Source organism: Streptomyces similanensis, assembly GCF_039543625.1.
In the GTDB taxonomy this organism is placed as follows: Bacteria; Actinomycetota; Actinomycetes; order Streptomycetales; family Streptomycetaceae; genus Streptomyces; species Streptomyces similanensis.
The window spans coordinates 104,207-120,554 of record NZ_BAABKC010000018.1 but is presented as its reverse complement, the minus strand read 5'-3'; the positions used below and the strand labels follow the sequence as shown (position 1 = coordinate 120,554).

General features: G+C 74.5%; 12 protein-coding genes and 1 pseudogene. 3 read left to right on the top strand and 10 right to left on the bottom strand.

Annotated elements, in window-relative coordinates; all coding sequences use genetic code 11:
• Nucleotides 1-463: 463 nt before the first annotated feature.
• Complete coding sequence (locus ABEB07_RS06855; protein ID WP_345667442.1) at nucleotides 464-2,068, bottom strand: amidohydrolase; 1,605 nt, start codon at nucleotides 2,066-2,068, stop codon at nucleotides 464-466.
• A gap of 132 nt (nucleotides 2,069-2,200) precedes the next feature.
• Entirely contained in the window at nucleotides 2,201-2,641 is a 441-nt protein-coding gene (locus ABEB07_RS06850; RefSeq protein ID WP_006136660.1) for an Lrp/AsnC family transcriptional regulator, read from the bottom strand.
• Between the two features lie 269 nt (nucleotides 2,642-2,910).
• On the opposite strand from ABEB07_RS06850, the gene ABEB07_RS06845 reads away from it, so the two are divergent.
• Nucleotides 2,911-3,348 carry a hypothetical protein gene (locus ABEB07_RS06845; protein WP_164583397.1) on the top strand — a complete coding sequence of 146 codons (438 nt, stop codon included), beginning with the start codon at nucleotides 2,911-2,913 and terminating at the stop codon, nucleotides 3,346-3,348.
• 399 nt (nucleotides 3,349-3,747) lie between these two features.
• Here ABEB07_RS06845 and ABEB07_RS06840 read toward each other — a convergent pair whose 3' ends face one another.
• From ABEB07_RS06840 to ABEB07_RS06815, 6 genes are all read right to left on the bottom strand, one after another.
• The gene (locus tag ABEB07_RS06840; RefSeq protein ID WP_345667441.1) at nucleotides 3,748-4,920 is read right to left on the bottom strand and encodes an acyl-CoA dehydrogenase family protein; all 1,173 of its coding nucleotides are present in this window, start codon (nucleotides 4,918-4,920) and stop codon (nucleotides 3,748-3,750) included.
• A 311-nt stretch (nucleotides 4,921-5,231) separates the two neighbouring features.
• Nucleotides 5,232-5,930 (bottom strand): TetR/AcrR family transcriptional regulator, encoded by a 699-nt coding sequence (locus ABEB07_RS06835; RefSeq protein WP_425588965.1) that lies wholly within the window; start codon nucleotides 5,928-5,930, stop codon nucleotides 5,232-5,234.
• Nucleotides 5,931-5,993: 63 nt separating this feature from the next.
• Nucleotides 5,994-6,146, bottom strand: a complete 153-nt coding sequence (locus tag ABEB07_RS06830; RefSeq protein WP_176148203.1) for an SCO1431 family membrane protein — start codon at nucleotides 6,144-6,146, stop codon at nucleotides 5,994-5,996.
• A gap of 184 nt (nucleotides 6,147-6,330) precedes the next feature.
• Nucleotides 6,331-7,704, bottom strand: coding sequence for a peptidase C39 family protein (locus ABEB07_RS06825; protein WP_345667440.1), 1,374 nt, complete (start codon nucleotides 7,702-7,704; stop codon nucleotides 6,331-6,333).
• A 246-nt stretch (nucleotides 7,705-7,950) separates the two neighbouring features.
• Nucleotides 7,951-9,405 (bottom strand): amino acid permease, encoded by a 1,455-nt coding sequence (locus ABEB07_RS06820; RefSeq protein ID WP_203634836.1) that lies wholly within the window; start codon nucleotides 9,403-9,405, stop codon nucleotides 7,951-7,953.
• 268 nt (nucleotides 9,406-9,673) lie between these two features.
• Complete coding sequence (locus ABEB07_RS06815; RefSeq protein ID WP_345667439.1) at nucleotides 9,674-10,624, bottom strand: hypothetical protein; 951 nt, start codon at nucleotides 10,622-10,624, stop codon at nucleotides 9,674-9,676.
• 275 nt (nucleotides 10,625-10,899) lie between these two features.
• On the opposite strand from ABEB07_RS06815, the pseudogene ABEB07_RS06810 reads away from it, so the two are divergent.
• Together ABEB07_RS06810 and ABEB07_RS06805 are read left to right on the top strand one after the other, a co-directional pair.
• Nucleotides 10,900-11,509, top strand: a pseudogene (locus ABEB07_RS06810) (uridine kinase family protein).
• Between the two features lie 431 nt (nucleotides 11,510-11,940).
• Nucleotides 11,941-13,815, top strand: coding sequence for an AAA family ATPase (locus tag ABEB07_RS06805; RefSeq protein ID WP_345667438.1), 1,875 nt, complete (start codon nucleotides 11,941-11,943; stop codon nucleotides 13,813-13,815).
• A gap of 36 nt (nucleotides 13,816-13,851) precedes the next feature.
• Here ABEB07_RS06805 and ABEB07_RS06800 read toward each other — a convergent pair whose 3' ends face one another.
• Complete coding sequence (locus tag ABEB07_RS06800) at nucleotides 13,852-14,937, bottom strand: hemolysin family protein (protein WP_345667437.1); 1,086 nt, start codon at nucleotides 14,935-14,937, stop codon at nucleotides 13,852-13,854.
• Nucleotides 14,934-16,280 carry a hemolysin family protein gene (locus ABEB07_RS06795; protein WP_176148207.1) on the bottom strand — a complete coding sequence of 449 codons (1,347 nt, stop codon included), beginning with the start codon at nucleotides 16,278-16,280 and terminating at the stop codon, nucleotides 14,934-14,936. The genes ABEB07_RS06800 and ABEB07_RS06795 overlap by 4 nt, the downstream gene beginning before the upstream one ends.
• Nucleotides 16,281-16,348 lie beyond the last annotated feature (68 nt).

Genomic DNA, 16,348 nt, shown 5'->3' with positions numbered 1-16,348 from the left:
GGGAACCGGCGGGAACCCTCGTCGAGGGCGCCCGGGCGGCCGTGCCGCGGGTGTCGCCGTGCTGCGGATGGAGGCCCGGCGCCCTTCGGGCCGACCTGGGACCCGCTGGCTGCGGATCGGCCTGAAGCCGTTGTCTACTGAGCGACCGGGCCCCACCCGGGTCACACCCTGCCGACCGTCCGGAACGCTGCCCCGCCGACGCGGTCGCTGAGCCTGGCTGCCAGTGGCGGTGACCCGGTGCGGCACACCGTCCCTGACCCAGCGGCACTGCGACGCGGGTGCGGACGTCCCGCGGCCGGGCGTCCGGTGGTGGACCCGGCAGAACCTACCGGCCCCGCGCCGTCGCCTGTCAAACAGCGCGCCGGGCCGCCGCGCCGGCCGCGCTTGCCCGCCGGCGGCCGAGGATGCGCAGGTCGCGCGACGGGGCGGAAGGCGGTGATCGCGGTCGCGCGGCGCCGGGAGATCACTCGCCCGGCCGTACGAAGACGGTCCGCCCGCCCACCACGGTCCGCAGACAGACGGGCAGGTCACGGCCCGGCCCGAGGTCGGGCAGACCGGGGGTGCCGGAGCGCGGGTCCGTCGACCAGCGCGCCACCCGGTCGTCGGGGGCCTGGACGACCAGCTCCTCGGTGCGCCACACCGCGTAGTCGGCGGGCGCGCCGGACACCAGGACGCCCGCGTCGTCGCGGCCGACCGCCCGCCAGCCGCCGCGGGTGTGCGCGGTGAAGGCGGCGCGGACGGAGACGCGGTGCTCGGGGGTGCGGTGGAAGGCGGCGGCGCGCACCGTGCCCCACGGGTCGAGCGGGGTGACCGGGCTGTCGGAGCCGAAGGCGAGCGGGACGCCGCCGCGCAGCAGCGCGGCGAAGGGGTTCAGCGTGCGGGCCCGCTCCGCGCCCAGGCGCTGCGCGTACATGCCTTCCTCGCCGCCCCACAGCGCGTCGAAGGCGGGCTGCACGGAGGCGGTGAGCCCCAGTTCGGCGAAGGCGGCGATGGTGTCCGGGGTGAGCATCTCGGCGTGCTCGACGCGGTGCCGGGCGGCGCGGACGCGGGACAGGCCGACCTTCTCGGCGGCGGCCCGCACGCCCTCGGCGACGGCGGTGACGGCGGCGTCGCCGATGGCGTGGAAGCCGGCCTGCAGACCGGCCTCGGTGCAGGCGACGACGTGGGCGGCCACGGCGGCGGCGTCCAGATAGGCGGTGCCGGTGTGGTCCGCGTCGGCGTACGGCGCGTGCAGGCAGGCGGTGTGCGAGCCGATGGAGCCGTCGGCGAAGAGGTCGCCCGCGGCGCCCACCGCGCCCAGCTCGCGCGCCTTGTCGACGTCCTGCTCGGCCCAGTAGCCGAAGACCCGGGGGCCCGGCAGCGCGGCGGCGAGCCGCAGCAGGCCGGTGAAGTCGTCCTCCGAGGAGATGTCCGGGCCGCCGCACTCGTGCACGGAGCCGATGCCCAGGGAGGCGGCGTGGGCGAGCGCGGCGCGCTGGGCCCCGGCGCGCTGGGCGGGGGTGACGGCGCCGAACGCGGCGGCGCGCACGGCGTGGTGGGCGGCGGCGGTCAGCGGGCCGTCGGCGGGGCCGAGGTCGCCGGGCGTCAGGTCGAGCAGGGCGGTGCTGACCACCGCGGAGTGCACGTCGATCCGGCTGAGGTAGAGCGGGCGGCCGCCGGCGGCCTCGTCGAGTTCGGCGCGCGTCGGGGGGCGGCCGCCGGGCCAGCGGGCCGCGTCCCAGCCGTGGCCGAGCAGGACCCGGTCGTCCGGGCGGGCCGCGGCGAAGTCCCGCACCCGCGCGAGGGCCGCCTCCAGGGAGGGGGCGTCGGACAGGTCGAGGCCGGTGAGCGCGAGGCCGGTGGCGGTGGTGTGCACATGGGCGTCGGTGAACGCCGGGGTGACCAGGGCGCCGTCCAGGTCGACCACCTCGTCGACGCCGTCGGCGAAGGCGTCGGCCGCGCCCTCCGAGCCGACCCAGGCGACGTGCCCCGCCTCGACGACCATCGCGGTGGCGAACGGGTCGGCGGGGCTGTGGACCTCGCCGCGGCGGAGGAGGACGGTCTGCGGTTCGGCGGTGCGCTCACTCATGCCCACCAGTCTCCCGCGTGCCTTCGCGCACCCGGCACGCAGGTCGCCCGGGCGGGCGCGGCGGCGGACCGCGCCGCCGGCCCGCGCCGGGATCACCGGCGGGAGTCCGGGAGGGAGTGGGGGGCGGGGCGGTCAGATGCGGGGCGGGCGGGCCTCGTACGGGGTGGAGAGGACCACCGTCGTGCGGGTCGAGACGCCGGCCAGGGACCGCACCCGGGCCAGCAGCTCCTCCAGCTCGTGCGGGGTGGCCACCCGCACCTTGAGGATGTAGTTCTCGTCGCCGGCCACGCTGTGGCACGCCTCGATCTCGGGCACCCCCGCCAGGCGGTCCGCGATGTCGTCGGGGGCGCTGGGGTCGAAGGGTTTGACCGAGATGAAGGCGGTCATGGGCAGCCCCACCGCCTCGGGGTCGACGACCGCGGCGTAGCCGCGGATGACGCCACGCTGCTCCAGCCGGCGCACCCGCTGGTGCACGGCAGACGTGGACAGGCCCGTGGCCTTGCCCAGGTCGGTGTAGCTCATCCGCCCGTCCTTGACGAGCAGCTGCACGATCTGTCGGTCCAGCTCCTCCATGGCGCAAGAACCTACAGTGCGGTCGATCTCCCCGGATACCTCGGCCGCCCAGGTCATGCCGGCGCACGCCGGAGCGGACGGCGGCGGACGGGCGCTCGCGGGGGGACAAAACAGTCGCGACGGGCACCCGCCCGCGCCATGTGACGAACGCCACATCTCCGTGGCGCGCTCCGTGATGTTCTCGTGATTACCTCGGAGACCGGACGGGAAGTGCTTGCTGTGGTCGAGGCCGCAGTGCCTTCACGGCCCAGCCTTAGGGGGAGAAACCCATGCAGAGTCTCAAGCGCCCTGGCCGATCCGCGCCCAGGCGGCAGCAGCCGATCCTCGATCCCGAGCCGGAGGGCGTCGAACCCGACGACTTCGACGGCGACGAGTTCGACGCCTACGACACCTTCGAGATGTACCGGGTGATCTGCCCGGACTGCGCGCAGCCCATCGCCCTGCTGGCGGACGAGGAGGTCCTGCCGGAGCACGCGCTGTGCGCCTCGCCGTGGAACCCCTTCGGGCTCACCGTCTGCCCCGGCACCGGCCGCGGCGCCCGGGAGGCCCGGCCCGCCGACGAGTCGGTGGAGCCGCAGGAGCAGGACACCGCCCTGCTGCTGACGCTCCCTCAGGGACTCGACTGGCGGACCCAGCCCTTCTCGCACGTCGGTGGCCCGGGCTCCCGCCCGATGCGCGTGCCGACGATGCGCCGCGACGCCGCCTGACGGCCCAGCGCCGCTCCCACGCCCGCGCCCGCCGCACCCCGCGCCACGGCACGCACGCCGCCGCCGTGGCGCGGCGGAATCGGTGCGCCCCGGGGCCGACGGCCGTCCCCGGGCCGGTCGCCGCGCCGGACGCCGGTGACCTGACGCCCGATTCCGGGCTCCGGTGACCAGCCTGCGCGGCCCCGTGTTGCCCCGGCATGACCTCCATCGAGCCGGCGGGCGGGCGCCGTCGCCGCGTCCTGGCGCCGTCGCCCGCGGTGCCGGTCCGGGCCGCGCCGCCCGCGGACCCGCCGATCCACCGTGAGCCGGTGCGCGCCCGGGCCGACCGGGGCCGCACCCTGCCGGGACGCCGCGATCCGGAGTGGGTCCGGCTCGCGCCGCCTTTCCGCGCGCCGTGGCTCAGCGGGTCTCAGGACCCGCGATGTGGCGGGCGATGACCATGCGCTGGATCTGGTTGGTGCCCTCGACGATCTGGAGCACCTTGGCCTCGCGCATGTAGCGCTCGGCCGGGAAGTCGGCGGTGTAGCCGTAGCCGCCGAGGATCTGGACGGCGTCGGTGGTCGCCTTCATGGCGGCGTCCGTGCAGAACAGCTTGGCCATGGCGGCCTCCCGCGCGAACGGGCGGCCCGCGTCGCGCAGTCGCGCCGCCGCCAGGTACAGGGCGCGGCCGGCCTCGATCTGGGTCGCCATGTCGGCGAGCATGAAGCGCAGCCCCTGGAAGTCGGCGATCGGCCGGCCGAACTGGCGCCGGTCGACGGCGTAGCCGGTCGCCTCGTCCAGGGCGGCCTGGGCGACGCCGATCGCGCAGGCGGCGATGCCGAGCCGGCCGGAGTCGAGCGCGGACAGGGCGATGGCGAAGCCCTGGCCCTCCTCGCCGAGCCGCCGGTCGTCGCCGACCCGTACGCCGTCGAGGTGGATCTGGGCGGTCGGCGAGCCCTTCAGGCCCATCTTCTTCTCCGGCGCGGCGGCGCTCAGTCCCTCGGCGTCGGCGGGGACCAGGAAGGCGGTGATCCCGCGCGGGCCCTCGCCGCCGGTGCGCGCCATCACCGTGTAGAAGTCGGCGATGCCGCCGTGGGTGATCCAGGACTTGGTGCCGGTGATCACCCAGTGGTCGCCGTCGCGTACGGCCTTGGTGCGCAGCGAGGCGGCGTCGGAGCCGGAGGCGGGCTCGGAGAGGGCGTACGCGCCGAGGAGGCCGCCGCCGAGCATCGCGGGCAGGTGCTCGACCTGCTGCGCCTTGGTGCCGTAGGTGGCGAGCGCGTAGGAGGCCAGGGTGTGCACGCTGAGGCCGAGGCCGACGGTGAGGCGGGCCGCGGCCAGTTCCTCCAGGACCTGGAGGTAGACCTCGTAGGGCTGGTCGCCGCCGCCGTACTCGGAGTCGTAGGGCAGGCCGAGCAGGCCGGAGCGGGACAGGAGGGTGAAGACCTCGCGCGGGAAGCGTCCGGCGTCCTCCTCCTCGGCCGCCTCGGGGGCGATCTCCTGGTGCGCGATGTCGCGGACGAGCGAGATCAGGTCCCGGGCCTCTTCCGTGGGCAGTTGCCGGTCCACCGGCTGCGGGGCGCGGTCGGGCATGGCGACGCTCTCCTCCCTGTCGGGCGCCGGCGGGCGGCGCCTTCTTGGGGCGGCTCCGCCGGGGTCTTCCTCGGGCCGCTCGATGCGCGCACTCCCGGGTCGCGGAAGCGGCTGACCAGCGGCTGTGCGCTGTGAGTATGCCCGATCGCCAGCACGGAGTCACCGGTTAACGAGCGCTTACTTCAAGAAAGACTAGCCGCCTTCTCCGGGGGTCGCACGGGAGTGGTGAGGAGTGGCCGGTTCACATGCTTTCGCCCGACTGTCCGAAAGGCGGTCGCGGCGGTCGTCGCGTCGGCCGCCCGCGCCGTGCGTCAGACGGGCCGGCGGGCCGGGGGCGGGGCCGGGTGGGTGGGGTCCAGTTCCTCGATCGCGCGCAGGGCGCCGCCGAGGGTCTTGACCAGGAGGTCGCGCATCGTGTCGCGGGAGAGTTCGGGGCGGGCGATCCAGTCGAGGGTGGCGCCCTCGACGCCGCACACCCAGGCGATCAGGCCCATGCGGGCCGGCGCCGTGACGGCGGTGCGCCCGTAGGCGCCCTCGGCGATGGTCGCGACGATCGCCTCGCGCACGCCGTCGCGGACGGCCTGCACCTCGGTGTCGAAGCCGACGCCGCCGCTGACGATGGTGCGGTAGGCGGCCTGGTTGTGCTCGGCGTAGCGCAGGTAGCCGTCGACGGTGCGGTGCACCCGCTCCACGGCCGGCAGCTCGTGCCCGCTCGCCGCGAAGGCGATCAGGTCGGCGACCGAGTCCTCGATGATCGCCAGGTAGTAGCCGCGCTTGGAGCGGAAGTAGTAGTAGATCAGCCCCTTGGCGACCTGGGCCTGCCGGGCGATGTCGTCCATGGACAGGGCGTCGTAGGAGGTGTCGGCGAACAACCGCCGTCCGATGGCTATGAGTTCGGCGCGGCGGGTCGCGGACCGCTGGGTGCCGCGCACCTGGCCGCCGGTTCCCGACGGCTGGGGGGAGCCGAGCGTGCGGGGGCGGGCGGTCTCGCGCTGCTGACTCGTCTTCACTTCGGCCCCGGTCTCCAACTGCGGTCGGACCACCGCAGTATGGCAGGTCCGGTATGGGTCAGGTCACAGCAGACCGAGCTGGGTGACGAGCATCGCGATCACCACGACGAGGGTCCAGCCGAGGACGTGCTCCAGGATCTTCGGGCCGTCGCCGTCGTCCTGGGGGCCGCCGGTGCGGACGCGGGCGGGGGCGGCGGTGGCCGAGTGCGCGGTCATGGTCTCTCGCAGGGGTTTCGTCGTGTGCCGGTGGACTCCCCCGCCGCGGAACGTCTCCCCTCGCCCCGCCGTCCACCTTGCCACTCGCGCGCCCCCTCGCGGCGGAGAGCTTGGTCACAGGCCCGCCCCCGGGGCCCGGAGCCCGCCGCCCGGCCCGCACCGTGCCGCGGGCCGGGCGGCGGGCTCAGCGCACGCCGACCGCCGCCAGCGCCCGGACCTGCTGGGGCGTGGGACGGGCCGGGAAGTACAGGTAGCAGACGCCGCCGCTGCCCGAGGCGACCTGGCCGGAGGCGTTGTAGCGCTTGGTCCGCAGCCAGATGTTCTCGAACTCGCGGCGCGCGTACACGCGCCGTACCGCGTCGTCGCCCGGCGAGGCCGGGTCGTTGGCGATCACGTCGCCGGCGGCGGTGAAGCCGATGACCGTCATCAGGTGGCCCGAGGTGCCGTACCCGGCGCCGGTCAGCTCCGTCTTGAGGAAGGACTGCGACGTGACGGCCGGGACGCCGGCCGCGATCAGCGTCTCCAGGTCGGTGAGCGAGCCGAGGCGGGTGACCACGCCCTCAAGGTCCGTGAAGGTGGCCGCGTAGGCCGCGTTGAACGGCCAGTTGCCGCAGCCCGAGTACTGGTAGTCGTAGGTGGAGCGGGCCGCTTGGCAGACCTGCGGGTCGGCGTAGGACGGGTCCACCCAGGAGAGCTGCTCGGGGGTGAGCCGGCCGCCCCAGTACTCGATGATCATCTGCGAGGAGGTGGGGCTGCACCAGGCCTCGCCGCCGTTGTCGTACTGCGGGTACTGGCCGGCGTGGATCTCCTGCGAGTAGCGCGGCACGGCCAGTTCCCGGGCCGGTACCGCGGGCGCGGTGGCGGGGACGGTGAAGCGGTCGGGGACGTCGGAGCCCATGGCGCCGATCCGCCGCACGGCGGGGGTGAGCCGGGTGCCGGGCCGGCGGTAGAGGGTCAGGCGCAGCCGGTACGCGGCCAGCCGGAGCCCGGAGGCCGGGTCATCGATCGCGAAGGTGTCCGTCCACACGGTGCTGCGGCCGTCGCTCTGGTCGTCCACGGAGGTCCGCTTGATGTCCTGGTCGCCGGCGGCCCAGCGGCCCATCACGTACCAGGGGGTGTCCGTGCCGTCGGAGTACGTGCCCCGCAGCTCCACCTGGAGCCAGGTGCCGGCCGGAGTGTCCGCGTTCCAGGAGGCGATCGCCTCGGTGGCCGGGACGGCGAGCCGGTGCAGCGGGCCGGTCCAGGTGGCGTACTCCCAGCTCGCGGTGGCGCCGGTGTGCGGGTCGGTGTAGTCGGTGGTGCCCGCCGGGGCGGCGATCTCCAGGGCGGGGCGCGGGCCGGCGACCGCGCGGGTGCCCCGGAAGGCGCCGCCGTACCAGTCGGTGTACGTCGTCCAGGCGCGGTAGTCGACCGGGCGGGCCGGGTCGGTGCGGCCGCGGTGGGCGGCCGCGGCGACCGCCGGGACCGCGCCGCCGGTCAGGGCGGTGGCGCCCGCCGCGGCGGCGGCCATCGCGACGGTCAGCACGGTTCTGCGGGACGGCTGTTCGGATCTGCTCATGGGCGGGAGACCCCCGGGTGTCCGAGTCGGGGCGGATGGCGGTCCGTGCACGGCGTTGCGCCCACTATGGCCGCGGCGGCCCGCTCCTGCCAGCACCGCGACGCACGCCACGCCCACCAATATTGGTCTCGACCACTGGCGTGACCAGCGGCTGCGCCCAGGCCCGGTCCGCCTTCCCACGGGTTCGGGGGCCGGGCCGGGACGGCTCCGTCCGGCCCCCGGGGTCGGACGGAGCCGTCCGGTGTGTCAGATGAGGTCCATCGCGGCGACCTCGTCCGGGCGGCCGTAGCTCACCGGCCCCTGGAAGCGGCGGCGGGCGGTGGCGAACCACCAGACGGTGGCCACCAGCAGGACGGCGGCGAGGGCGATGGGGGCGTAGTTGAACGAGTCGGCGGTGAGCGGGGCGGCCTGCGGCAGCATGAACAGCACGCTGCTGAGCGCGATCCAGGTCACCGCGACCACGCCGACCGGACGGCCCCAGCGGCCCAGGTTCCACGGCCCTGGCCGGAACTCGTCGCCGAGCCGCAGCCGCAGCAGGATCGGGACGGCGTAGGCGAGGAAGAGTCCGACGACGTTGACGCTGACGATGGCGGTGAACGCCGTGTGCGACCACCAGCCGGGCAGGACCAGGGCGAGCGAGCAGGCCACCGCGAGCCAGACCGCCTTGACCGGGGTGCGGGTGTGCGGGGAGACCGAGTGCCACCAGCGCGAGCCCGGCATGGCGCCGTCCCGGGAGAAGGCGAAGATCTGCCGGGTGTTGCTGGTCAGGTTGGCCAGGCCGCAGAAGAGCATCGCCCCGATGACGATCAGCAGCAGCGCCTTCGCGGTGGCCTGGCCGAGGGCGTCGATGAGGATCTGGACGGGGGGCGCGGCCGAACCCGCCTGGCTGTCGTAGTCGCCGATGCCGGTGACGAGGGCGAGCATCAGGACCAGTCCGGTGAGCGCGGACCAGCCGATGGCGCGGATGATGCCCCTGGGGGCGTTGACGGTGGCGTGGACCGTTTCCTCGGACATGTGGAAGCTGCCGTCGAAGCCGGTGAACGTCCAGCTGGTGACCAGCAGGCCGAGCATGCCGCCGTAAAGGCCGCTCGTGAAGCCGGTGTTGTTCGCGAAATGGGTGACGAAGGAGACCGGCCGGTGCTGGTCGGGCACGGCGACCAGGGCGGTCACGATCACCACAAGACCGATGAGCAGCCACCACACGGAGATCCGGTTCAGGACGGCGACCAGCTGGACGGCGCGGGTGTTGGCCAGGCCCTGGAGCACGATGATCAGCGCGGTGATCAGGACCGTCTGGTGGGCGGTGGGCACGTAGGAGGGCCACTGGAGGGCGAGGAAGGCCTGGATGAAGGTGGCGGCCGCGTAGCCGGTGGCGGCGGTGCCGCCGATCTGGCCGACGAAGTTCAGCCAGCCGGTGAACCAGGACCAGGCGCCCTTGTGCCGCTTGGCGAGTTTCCCGGCCGAGAAATACAGCGCGCCGCTCGTCGGATAGGCGGAGGCGACTTCCGCCATGGCCGCGCCGACGAACAGCACCATCACGGAGACGCCTATCCAGCCGAAGACGAGAACGCGCGGGCCGCCCGCGTTCATGCCGAATCCGAAGGACGAGAAAATACCCGATAAGACATTGATGATGGTGAAGGAGATCGCGAAATTGTCGAACGCCTTGAAACGCCGGGTGAGTTTTCTCGGGTAGCCCATGGCGTGCAGGGTCGCGTCGTCGTCGAGCGCGTTCGTCTCCGCCCGGCCGCGGGCCCGGTGGGCTCCGGTGGTCCTGACGCGCTGGGCCGGTGTGCGTGGCGACACGGTGGGGCCTTTCTCTTGGGGCGGTGGGGGGGCGGGGTCGGGGCGGTGGGGTCGGGGCTCACGGCGGGCGTCGGACCGGGCCCCACGGCGGGCGGTTCCCGGCGGGCGGTCCGGTGAACGGCCCGGTGGGCGGTCCGGTGGGCCGCCCGGTGGGCCGCCCGGTTCAGGGCGGCACCGGAAGTCCGCAGGCGCGCCGGGCCCGGGAGAGCTGTCCGGCGGGGTCGCCGAAGACGCACCAGGGCATCCGTGAGGCGTAGGGGCCCATGGCGGTGAGGGCGGCGCGGGCCTCGGCCTCGCGGCGGGCCAGGATCAGGGCGTGGGCGAGATAGGCCAGGTCGAGCACCGGGGTGAAGCGGTAACCGGCCACGGTCGGCAGCCAGTCGCGGTGGACGGCGAGGGCGGTGGAGCGCCACTGCGGCTGTTCCCAGACCCGGTCGGCGAGCAGCCGCGCGGGGTCGTAGCTCTCCACCAGGGCGACCAGCGGCAGCAGCCGCAGCGCGGAGTGGGCGGGGGCCCGCTGCGCCAGGAAGGCGGCGACGTCCCAGGCGGCGTTGACCGAGCCGCCGTGGCGGGTGAAGAAGAAGGCCAGGAAGCGGTGGTGGGCCTCGCGGTGCCAGGGGTCGAGGGAGAGGACGTGCGCGAACAGCCGCCAGGGGCCGGGCGGCGAGGTGAGCAGGCCGTGCGGCGCCGGGTCGCGCAGCCGGTGCAGCCGGGCCATGGCCAGTTTGGCGACCCAGGGCGTGGGGTCGGCGGGGTCGGCCGCCGAGGCCCGGTCGCAGGCGGACAGTGCTATCCGCTCCAGGGTCTCGGCGCGGGCGTCACGGGCGTCGGCGGCGCGCAGCGCCCGCAGCACGGCCACCCGCGCCCACAGCAGCGCGGCCTCGGGCGCCGGTTCCTCGGCCAGCCAGCGTTCGGCGAGGTCGGAGTCGGCGGCCTCCGAGGCCAGCACCAGCGAGCGGTGGGCCCGCAGGGCGTGGTCGCCGCGGCTCTCGGCGAGGACCGTCCTGGCGCGCGCCCAGCGGCCGGCCCGGACGTCGACGCAGACGCTCGCCAGCATCCGGTCGTCCGCCGCCGGATGCCAGACGTACTGCCCCTCGAACAACCCGGCGGCCATCTTCCCCCGTCCGATCCCTTACGGCACCTCGTGGTCGCACCACCGGCACCTTACTCAGCACGGGGCGCAGCCGGAACGCGAATTCCGACAAGTTCACCGGCGAGATCCGCCGCACCGGCGGATCGGCCCGGACTTCGGGCGGCCTTTGCGGAGCACGCGCCCGATAGTTCAATACGACACTGATTCGGGCAGCGCACGCCGTGCCGGGCGCGGGCGGCCACTAGAATGTTCCCGCGCTATATGCCAGCCGCAGCACTCGCACTCCGGGACCCGCCATCCACGCCCTCGCCGCCCAGCTCCGCCGCCTTCCGCCGTCCTGCGGTCCGGTCCGTCTCATCGGCGTCGACGGGCACGCCGGCTCCGGGAAGTCCACGTTCGCCGGACGCCTGGCCGCGGCGCTGGACGACGCGCCGGTGCTGCACCTGGACGACGTCGCCAGCCATCAGGAGCTGTTCGCCTGGGACGGGCGGCTGCTGGCCGAGGTGATCGAGCCGCTCGCGCGCGGCGCCGTGGCGCACTACTCCCCCTACGACTGGCACGCCCGGCGCTTCGGCACGCCCCGCGCGCTGGCGCCCGCGCCCGTGATCCTGGTCGAGGGCGTCGGCGCCGGCCGGCGGGCGCTGCGCCCGCATCTGGCCCGTCTGCTGTGGATGGAGCTGCCCCGTGCGCGGTCCTGGGCGCGGGGGCGGGCCCGGGACGGGGCGGAGCAGCGGGAGTTCTGGACCGGGTGGACGGCGGCGGAGCGGCGGCACTTCGCGGCCGACCCGTCCCGGCCGTTCGCCGACCTCCTGGTGCGACAGCGGGAGTCGGGGTACGAGGTGCTGCCGGGCCCTTGGACCGGACCAGGAAATGACGCTCCGTGACGGCTCGGCGGCAATGTGCTGAACTCGTGAAGATCGCCTCCGGGGAACTCGGCGCGGTGCCCCAACTCCGCTTGACCCGGGGGCCGTACAGGTCTTACGTTCTCAATGTGCGGTCATCGAGGACCGCCCGCTGACACGAAGCCCCCGGTTGTTCCCCCGTGACCGGGGGCTTCGTTCTGCCCGAAAGCCGATTTCCGGACGCCGCGCGGCGCCGTTCGATCACCCTGGGTCACCGACCGGGGTGCGCCCCCCGCGCTCCCACCTCGCCGAACGCCCCCTGCGGCACCCTACGGCGGGCGGTGGCCCCGCGGGTACGATGCCCTCGGTGCGACCTTCGAACGGCTGCTTCGCGCACCTGCAACTCCGGTCCGCGGCACAGCGGTTCGACCAGAGGCAGCCGCCGGGCGCCGGTCCGGCGGCGAACCTACGGGGGCACGGTCTGTGGGGGACGTGATGGACTTCGGCACGCAGGGCACGAAGGCCCCGGCCGACCTCGCCTGGCTGCGGGGCGTCGACGCCTACACCATGGGCGCCTATCCGCAGGCGGAGGAGGAGTTCCGGGCCGCGGTGCGGATGGACCCCGGGATGGCCGACGGCTGGCTCGGCCTGCACGCGCTGCGCGTCGACACGACGACCGCGCTGCTGAGGATGTTCCGGCACCGCGACCGCTTCGGCGAGCAGCGATCCCGGCACCGCCGCAACCTCAACTCCTGGTACTGGCTCGGCTGGTGGGTGCAGCCGGTGCTGGAGAGCCCGCGCGATCTGCTGCTCGCGCACGCCTCGCACTGGCTGGACGGGCGCCATGTGCCCGAGCTGGACCGGGCGCTGGCCGGGCTGCCGCCGGTGGACGCCGACGCCCAGGTGCGGTTCCTGCACGCCTGCCGCGCCTATCTGGTCAAGGACTGGGAGCAGCTCGTGCGGCACACCGATCCGCTGGTGGACGATGCGCTGCTGGGCATCGAGGCCGGCCTGTTCGGCGGGATGGCCCGGGTGCGGCTGGAGATGTTCGGGCAGGCCGAACCACTGCTGTCGGCCGCGCTGATGCGGTGCCGCAGCGAGCAGCCGCAGCGCAAGGAGCTGCGGTACTGGCTGGCCAGGGCGCACGAGGGCACCGGCCGCAGCGCCGCGGCGCTGCCGCTGTACCGGGCGGTGCACCGGGTGGACCCGGCCTTCATGGACACCTCGGCGCGGCTGGCGGCGATAGCCGAGGGCGACGGGTACGACGACGAGGCGGCCGGTCTCGCGGCGATCACGCTCGCCGGGGCCGGCGGCCAGGACACCGTGGACGGCCCGGACCTGCTGGACCCGGTCTTCGGCGGCGAGGGCCGCGAGCTGAAGCTCGGCGGCGAGCCCGAGCCGCCGCCCGCCGCCGCGTACCCGCCGGTGGCCGATCCGGCGGTGCGCGAGCGGGCCGCCTCCGCCGCCGAGCCGCCGCCCAGCGGTCCGACCGATCCGGCGCTGCTGGAGCAGGCACTCGCCGAACTGGAGCGGATGGTCGGCCTCGAACCGGTGAAGCGTCAGGTCAAGGCGCTGTCCGCCCAGCTCAACATGGCCCGGCTGCGGGCCGGTCAGGGACTGCCGGTGCAGCCGCCGAAGCGGCACTTCGTCTTCTCCGGCCCGTCGGGCACCGGCAAGACCACGGTCGCCCGCATCCTGGGCCGGGTCTTCTACGCGCTCGGGCTGCTCGGCGGCGACCACCTGGTGGAGGCCCAGCGCGCCGATCTGGTCGGCGAGTACCTGGGCCAGACGGCGGTGAAGGCCAACGAGCTGATCGACTCCGCGATCGGCGGGGTGCTCTTCGTGGACGAGGCCTACTCGCTGTCCAACTCCGGGTACGGCAAGGGCGACGCGTACGGCGACGAGGCGCTCCAGGTGCTGCTCAAGCGGGCCGAGGACAACCGCGACCACCTGGTGGTGATCCTGGCCGGCTATCCGGAGGGGATGGACCGGCTGCTGGCCGCGAACCCGGGGCTGTCGTCCCGCTTCACCACCCGGGTGGACTTCCCGTCCTACCGGCCCCTGGAACTGACCGAGATCGGGAAGGTGCTCGCCGCGGAGAACGGCGACGTGTGGGACGAGGAGGCGCTGGAGGAGCTGCGCTCGATCGCCGGGCACGTGGTCGGCCAGGACTGGATCGACGAGCTGGGCAACGGGCGGTTCCTGCGGACGCTGTACGAGAAGAGCTGCGCCTATCGCGACCTCAGGCTCTCGGCGTACCCGGGCGCCCTGTCCCGCGACGATCTGGCGACCCTGCGCCTGCCGGACCTGATGCAGGCGTACGGCGAGGTGCTGTCGGGGCGGGGGCCGCAGGACCCGTCGGCGCTGTGACGGGTCCCGCGCTCCCCCGCTGACGTCCCGCCGCGGTTACGTCGCGAGGACCTCCTCCGGTTCCCCGCTGCCCCTCGGCTCCGTCAGGCGGATCTCGGTGGCGATGCGGTGGGCGGGGTCGCGGACCTCGCCGACGAGGAGTTCCAGGACGTCCTCCAGGGCCACCACGCCCAGCACCCGGCCGGAGGCGTCCGCAACCTGAGCCAGATGGGTGGCCGCGCGGCGCATGACCGTCAGGGCGTCGTCCAACGGGAGCTCGGACCGCAGCGTCGGCATCGGGCGCCATATCCGCTGCGGCACGGCCCGGTCCGAGTCCTCCGCGTCAAGGACGTCCTTGACGTGCAGGAACCCCATGAAGGAACCGTTCTCCGCGGCGACCGGGAAGCGGGAGTACCCGGTGCGGGCGGTGAGCGCGACGATCTCGCCGGGGGTCACCGTCGGGGTGACGGTCACCAGCTTCTCGCGGGGCAGCAGCACGTCCAGGACCGGGCGGGAGCCCAGTTCCAGCGCGTCCTCCAGCCGCTCCTGCTCCTCGGGGTCCAGCAGACCGGCCTGGCCGGAGTCCTCCACCAGCCGGCCCAGCTGGACGCTGGTGAAGACGGCCTCCACCTCGTCCTTGGGCTCGACGCGGAAGAGGCGCAGGATGCCCTGGGCGCAGGCGCCGAGCGCCACGGTGACCGGCCGGCACACCCGGGCGAACGCGACCAGCCCGGGGGCGAGCCAGAGCGCGGCCTTCTCGGGGGCGGCCATCGCCAGGTTCTTCGGCACCATCTCGCCTATGACGAGGTGGAAGAAGACCACCGCGGCGAGCGCGATGGCGTAGCCGAGCGGGTGGATCACGCCGTGCGGCAGCCGCATCCAGCCGAACACCGGTTCCAGCAGATGCGCCACCGTGGGTTCGGCGACGGCGCCCAGCGTCAGCGAGCAGACGGTGATGCCGAACTGCGCGGCGGCCATCATCTGCGGCAGCCGCTCCAGACCGTGCAGCACCTGGCGGGCGCGGGCGGTGCCGAGCGGTTCGATCTGGCTGCGCCGGACCGAGACGAGCGCGAACTCGGCGCCGACGAAGAAGCCGTTGACGAGGACGAGCAGCGCGGCGAGGACCAGTTGCAGGACGCTCATCGGGCGGCCTCCGTCCCGGCCGCGACGGCGTCGGCGCCGCGGCCCGTGCGCACCAGGCGGACCCGCTCGGCGCGGTAGTGGCCGACCTCGCGCACGGACAGCCGCCAGCCGGGCAGCTCCGCGCGGTCGCCGGGGGCCGGGATCCGGCCGAGCAGATCGGCGACCAGGCCGGCCACCGTCTCGTAGGGGCCCTCGGGCGCCTGGAGGCCGACGCGGCCGAGCAGGTCGACGCGGCAGCCGCCGTCGACGTCCCAGGCGGGCCGGCCGTCCTCGGGCGGGGCGGGCGCCAGCTCGGGCACGTCCTTGGCGTCGTGCTCGTCGCGCACCTCGCCGACGAGTTCCTCGACGATGTCCTCCAGGGTCACCACACCGGCCGTGCCGCCGTACTCGTCGACGACGACGGCGATGGGCTGCTCGTTGCGCAGCTGCGCGAGCAGCGGCTGCACGGGTAGGGTCTCGGGGACCAGCAGCGCCGGGCGGGCGATCCGGCCGACCGGGGTACGCAGCCGCTCGGCCGCCGGAACGGCGAGGGCGTCCTTGAGGTGGACCATGCCGGCGATCTCGTCGATCTTGTCCTGGTAGACGGGGAAGCGCGACAGACCGGTGGCGCGGGTCAGGTTGACCACGTCCTCGGCGGTCGCCGAGATCTGCAGCGCGCTGACCTTCACGCGCGGCGTCATGACGTGCTGCGCGGTCAGGTCGCCCAGGGACAGGGTGCGCACGAACAGGTCGGCCGTGTCCTGTTCGAGGGCGCCGGCCCGGGCCGAGTGGCGGGCCAGGGAGACCAGCTCGCCGGGGGTGCGCGCGGAGGCCAGTTCCTCGGCGGGTTCGACGCCGAGGGCGCGCACCAGCCGGTTGGCCACCGTGTTCAGCACGGAGATCACCGGGCGGAACAGGCGGGAGAAGAGGTGCTGCGGGCCGGCGACGAAGCGCGCGACCTGGAGCGGCCGGGAGACCGCCCAGTTCTTCGGCACGAGTTCGCCGATCACCATCTGCACCGCGGAGGCGAGCAGCATGCCGACGAGCACTGCGGCGCCGGAGACGACGCCCTCGGGCGCGCCGACGGCGGTGAAGGGGCCGCGCAGCAGCTCGGCGAGCGCGGGCTCGGCGAGCATGCCGACGACCAGGGAGGTGATGGTGATGCCGAGCTGGGTGCCGGAGAGCTGGAAGGACAGCTCGCCGAGCGACTCGACGACCGTGCGGGCCCGTTTGTCGCCGTCGGCGGCGGCCTTCTCGGCCTCCGGGCGTTCGACGGTCACCAGTCCGAATTCGGCGGCGACGAAGAAGCCGTTGGCGAGGATGAGCAGGAAGGCCGCTGCGAGGAGCAGCAGGGAGATGGTCATGATGCCGCCGCCTCCGCGTGCGCGACGGCCGCGGTGTCGCGGCGCGCGCTATGTCGGCAGGGGGCGGC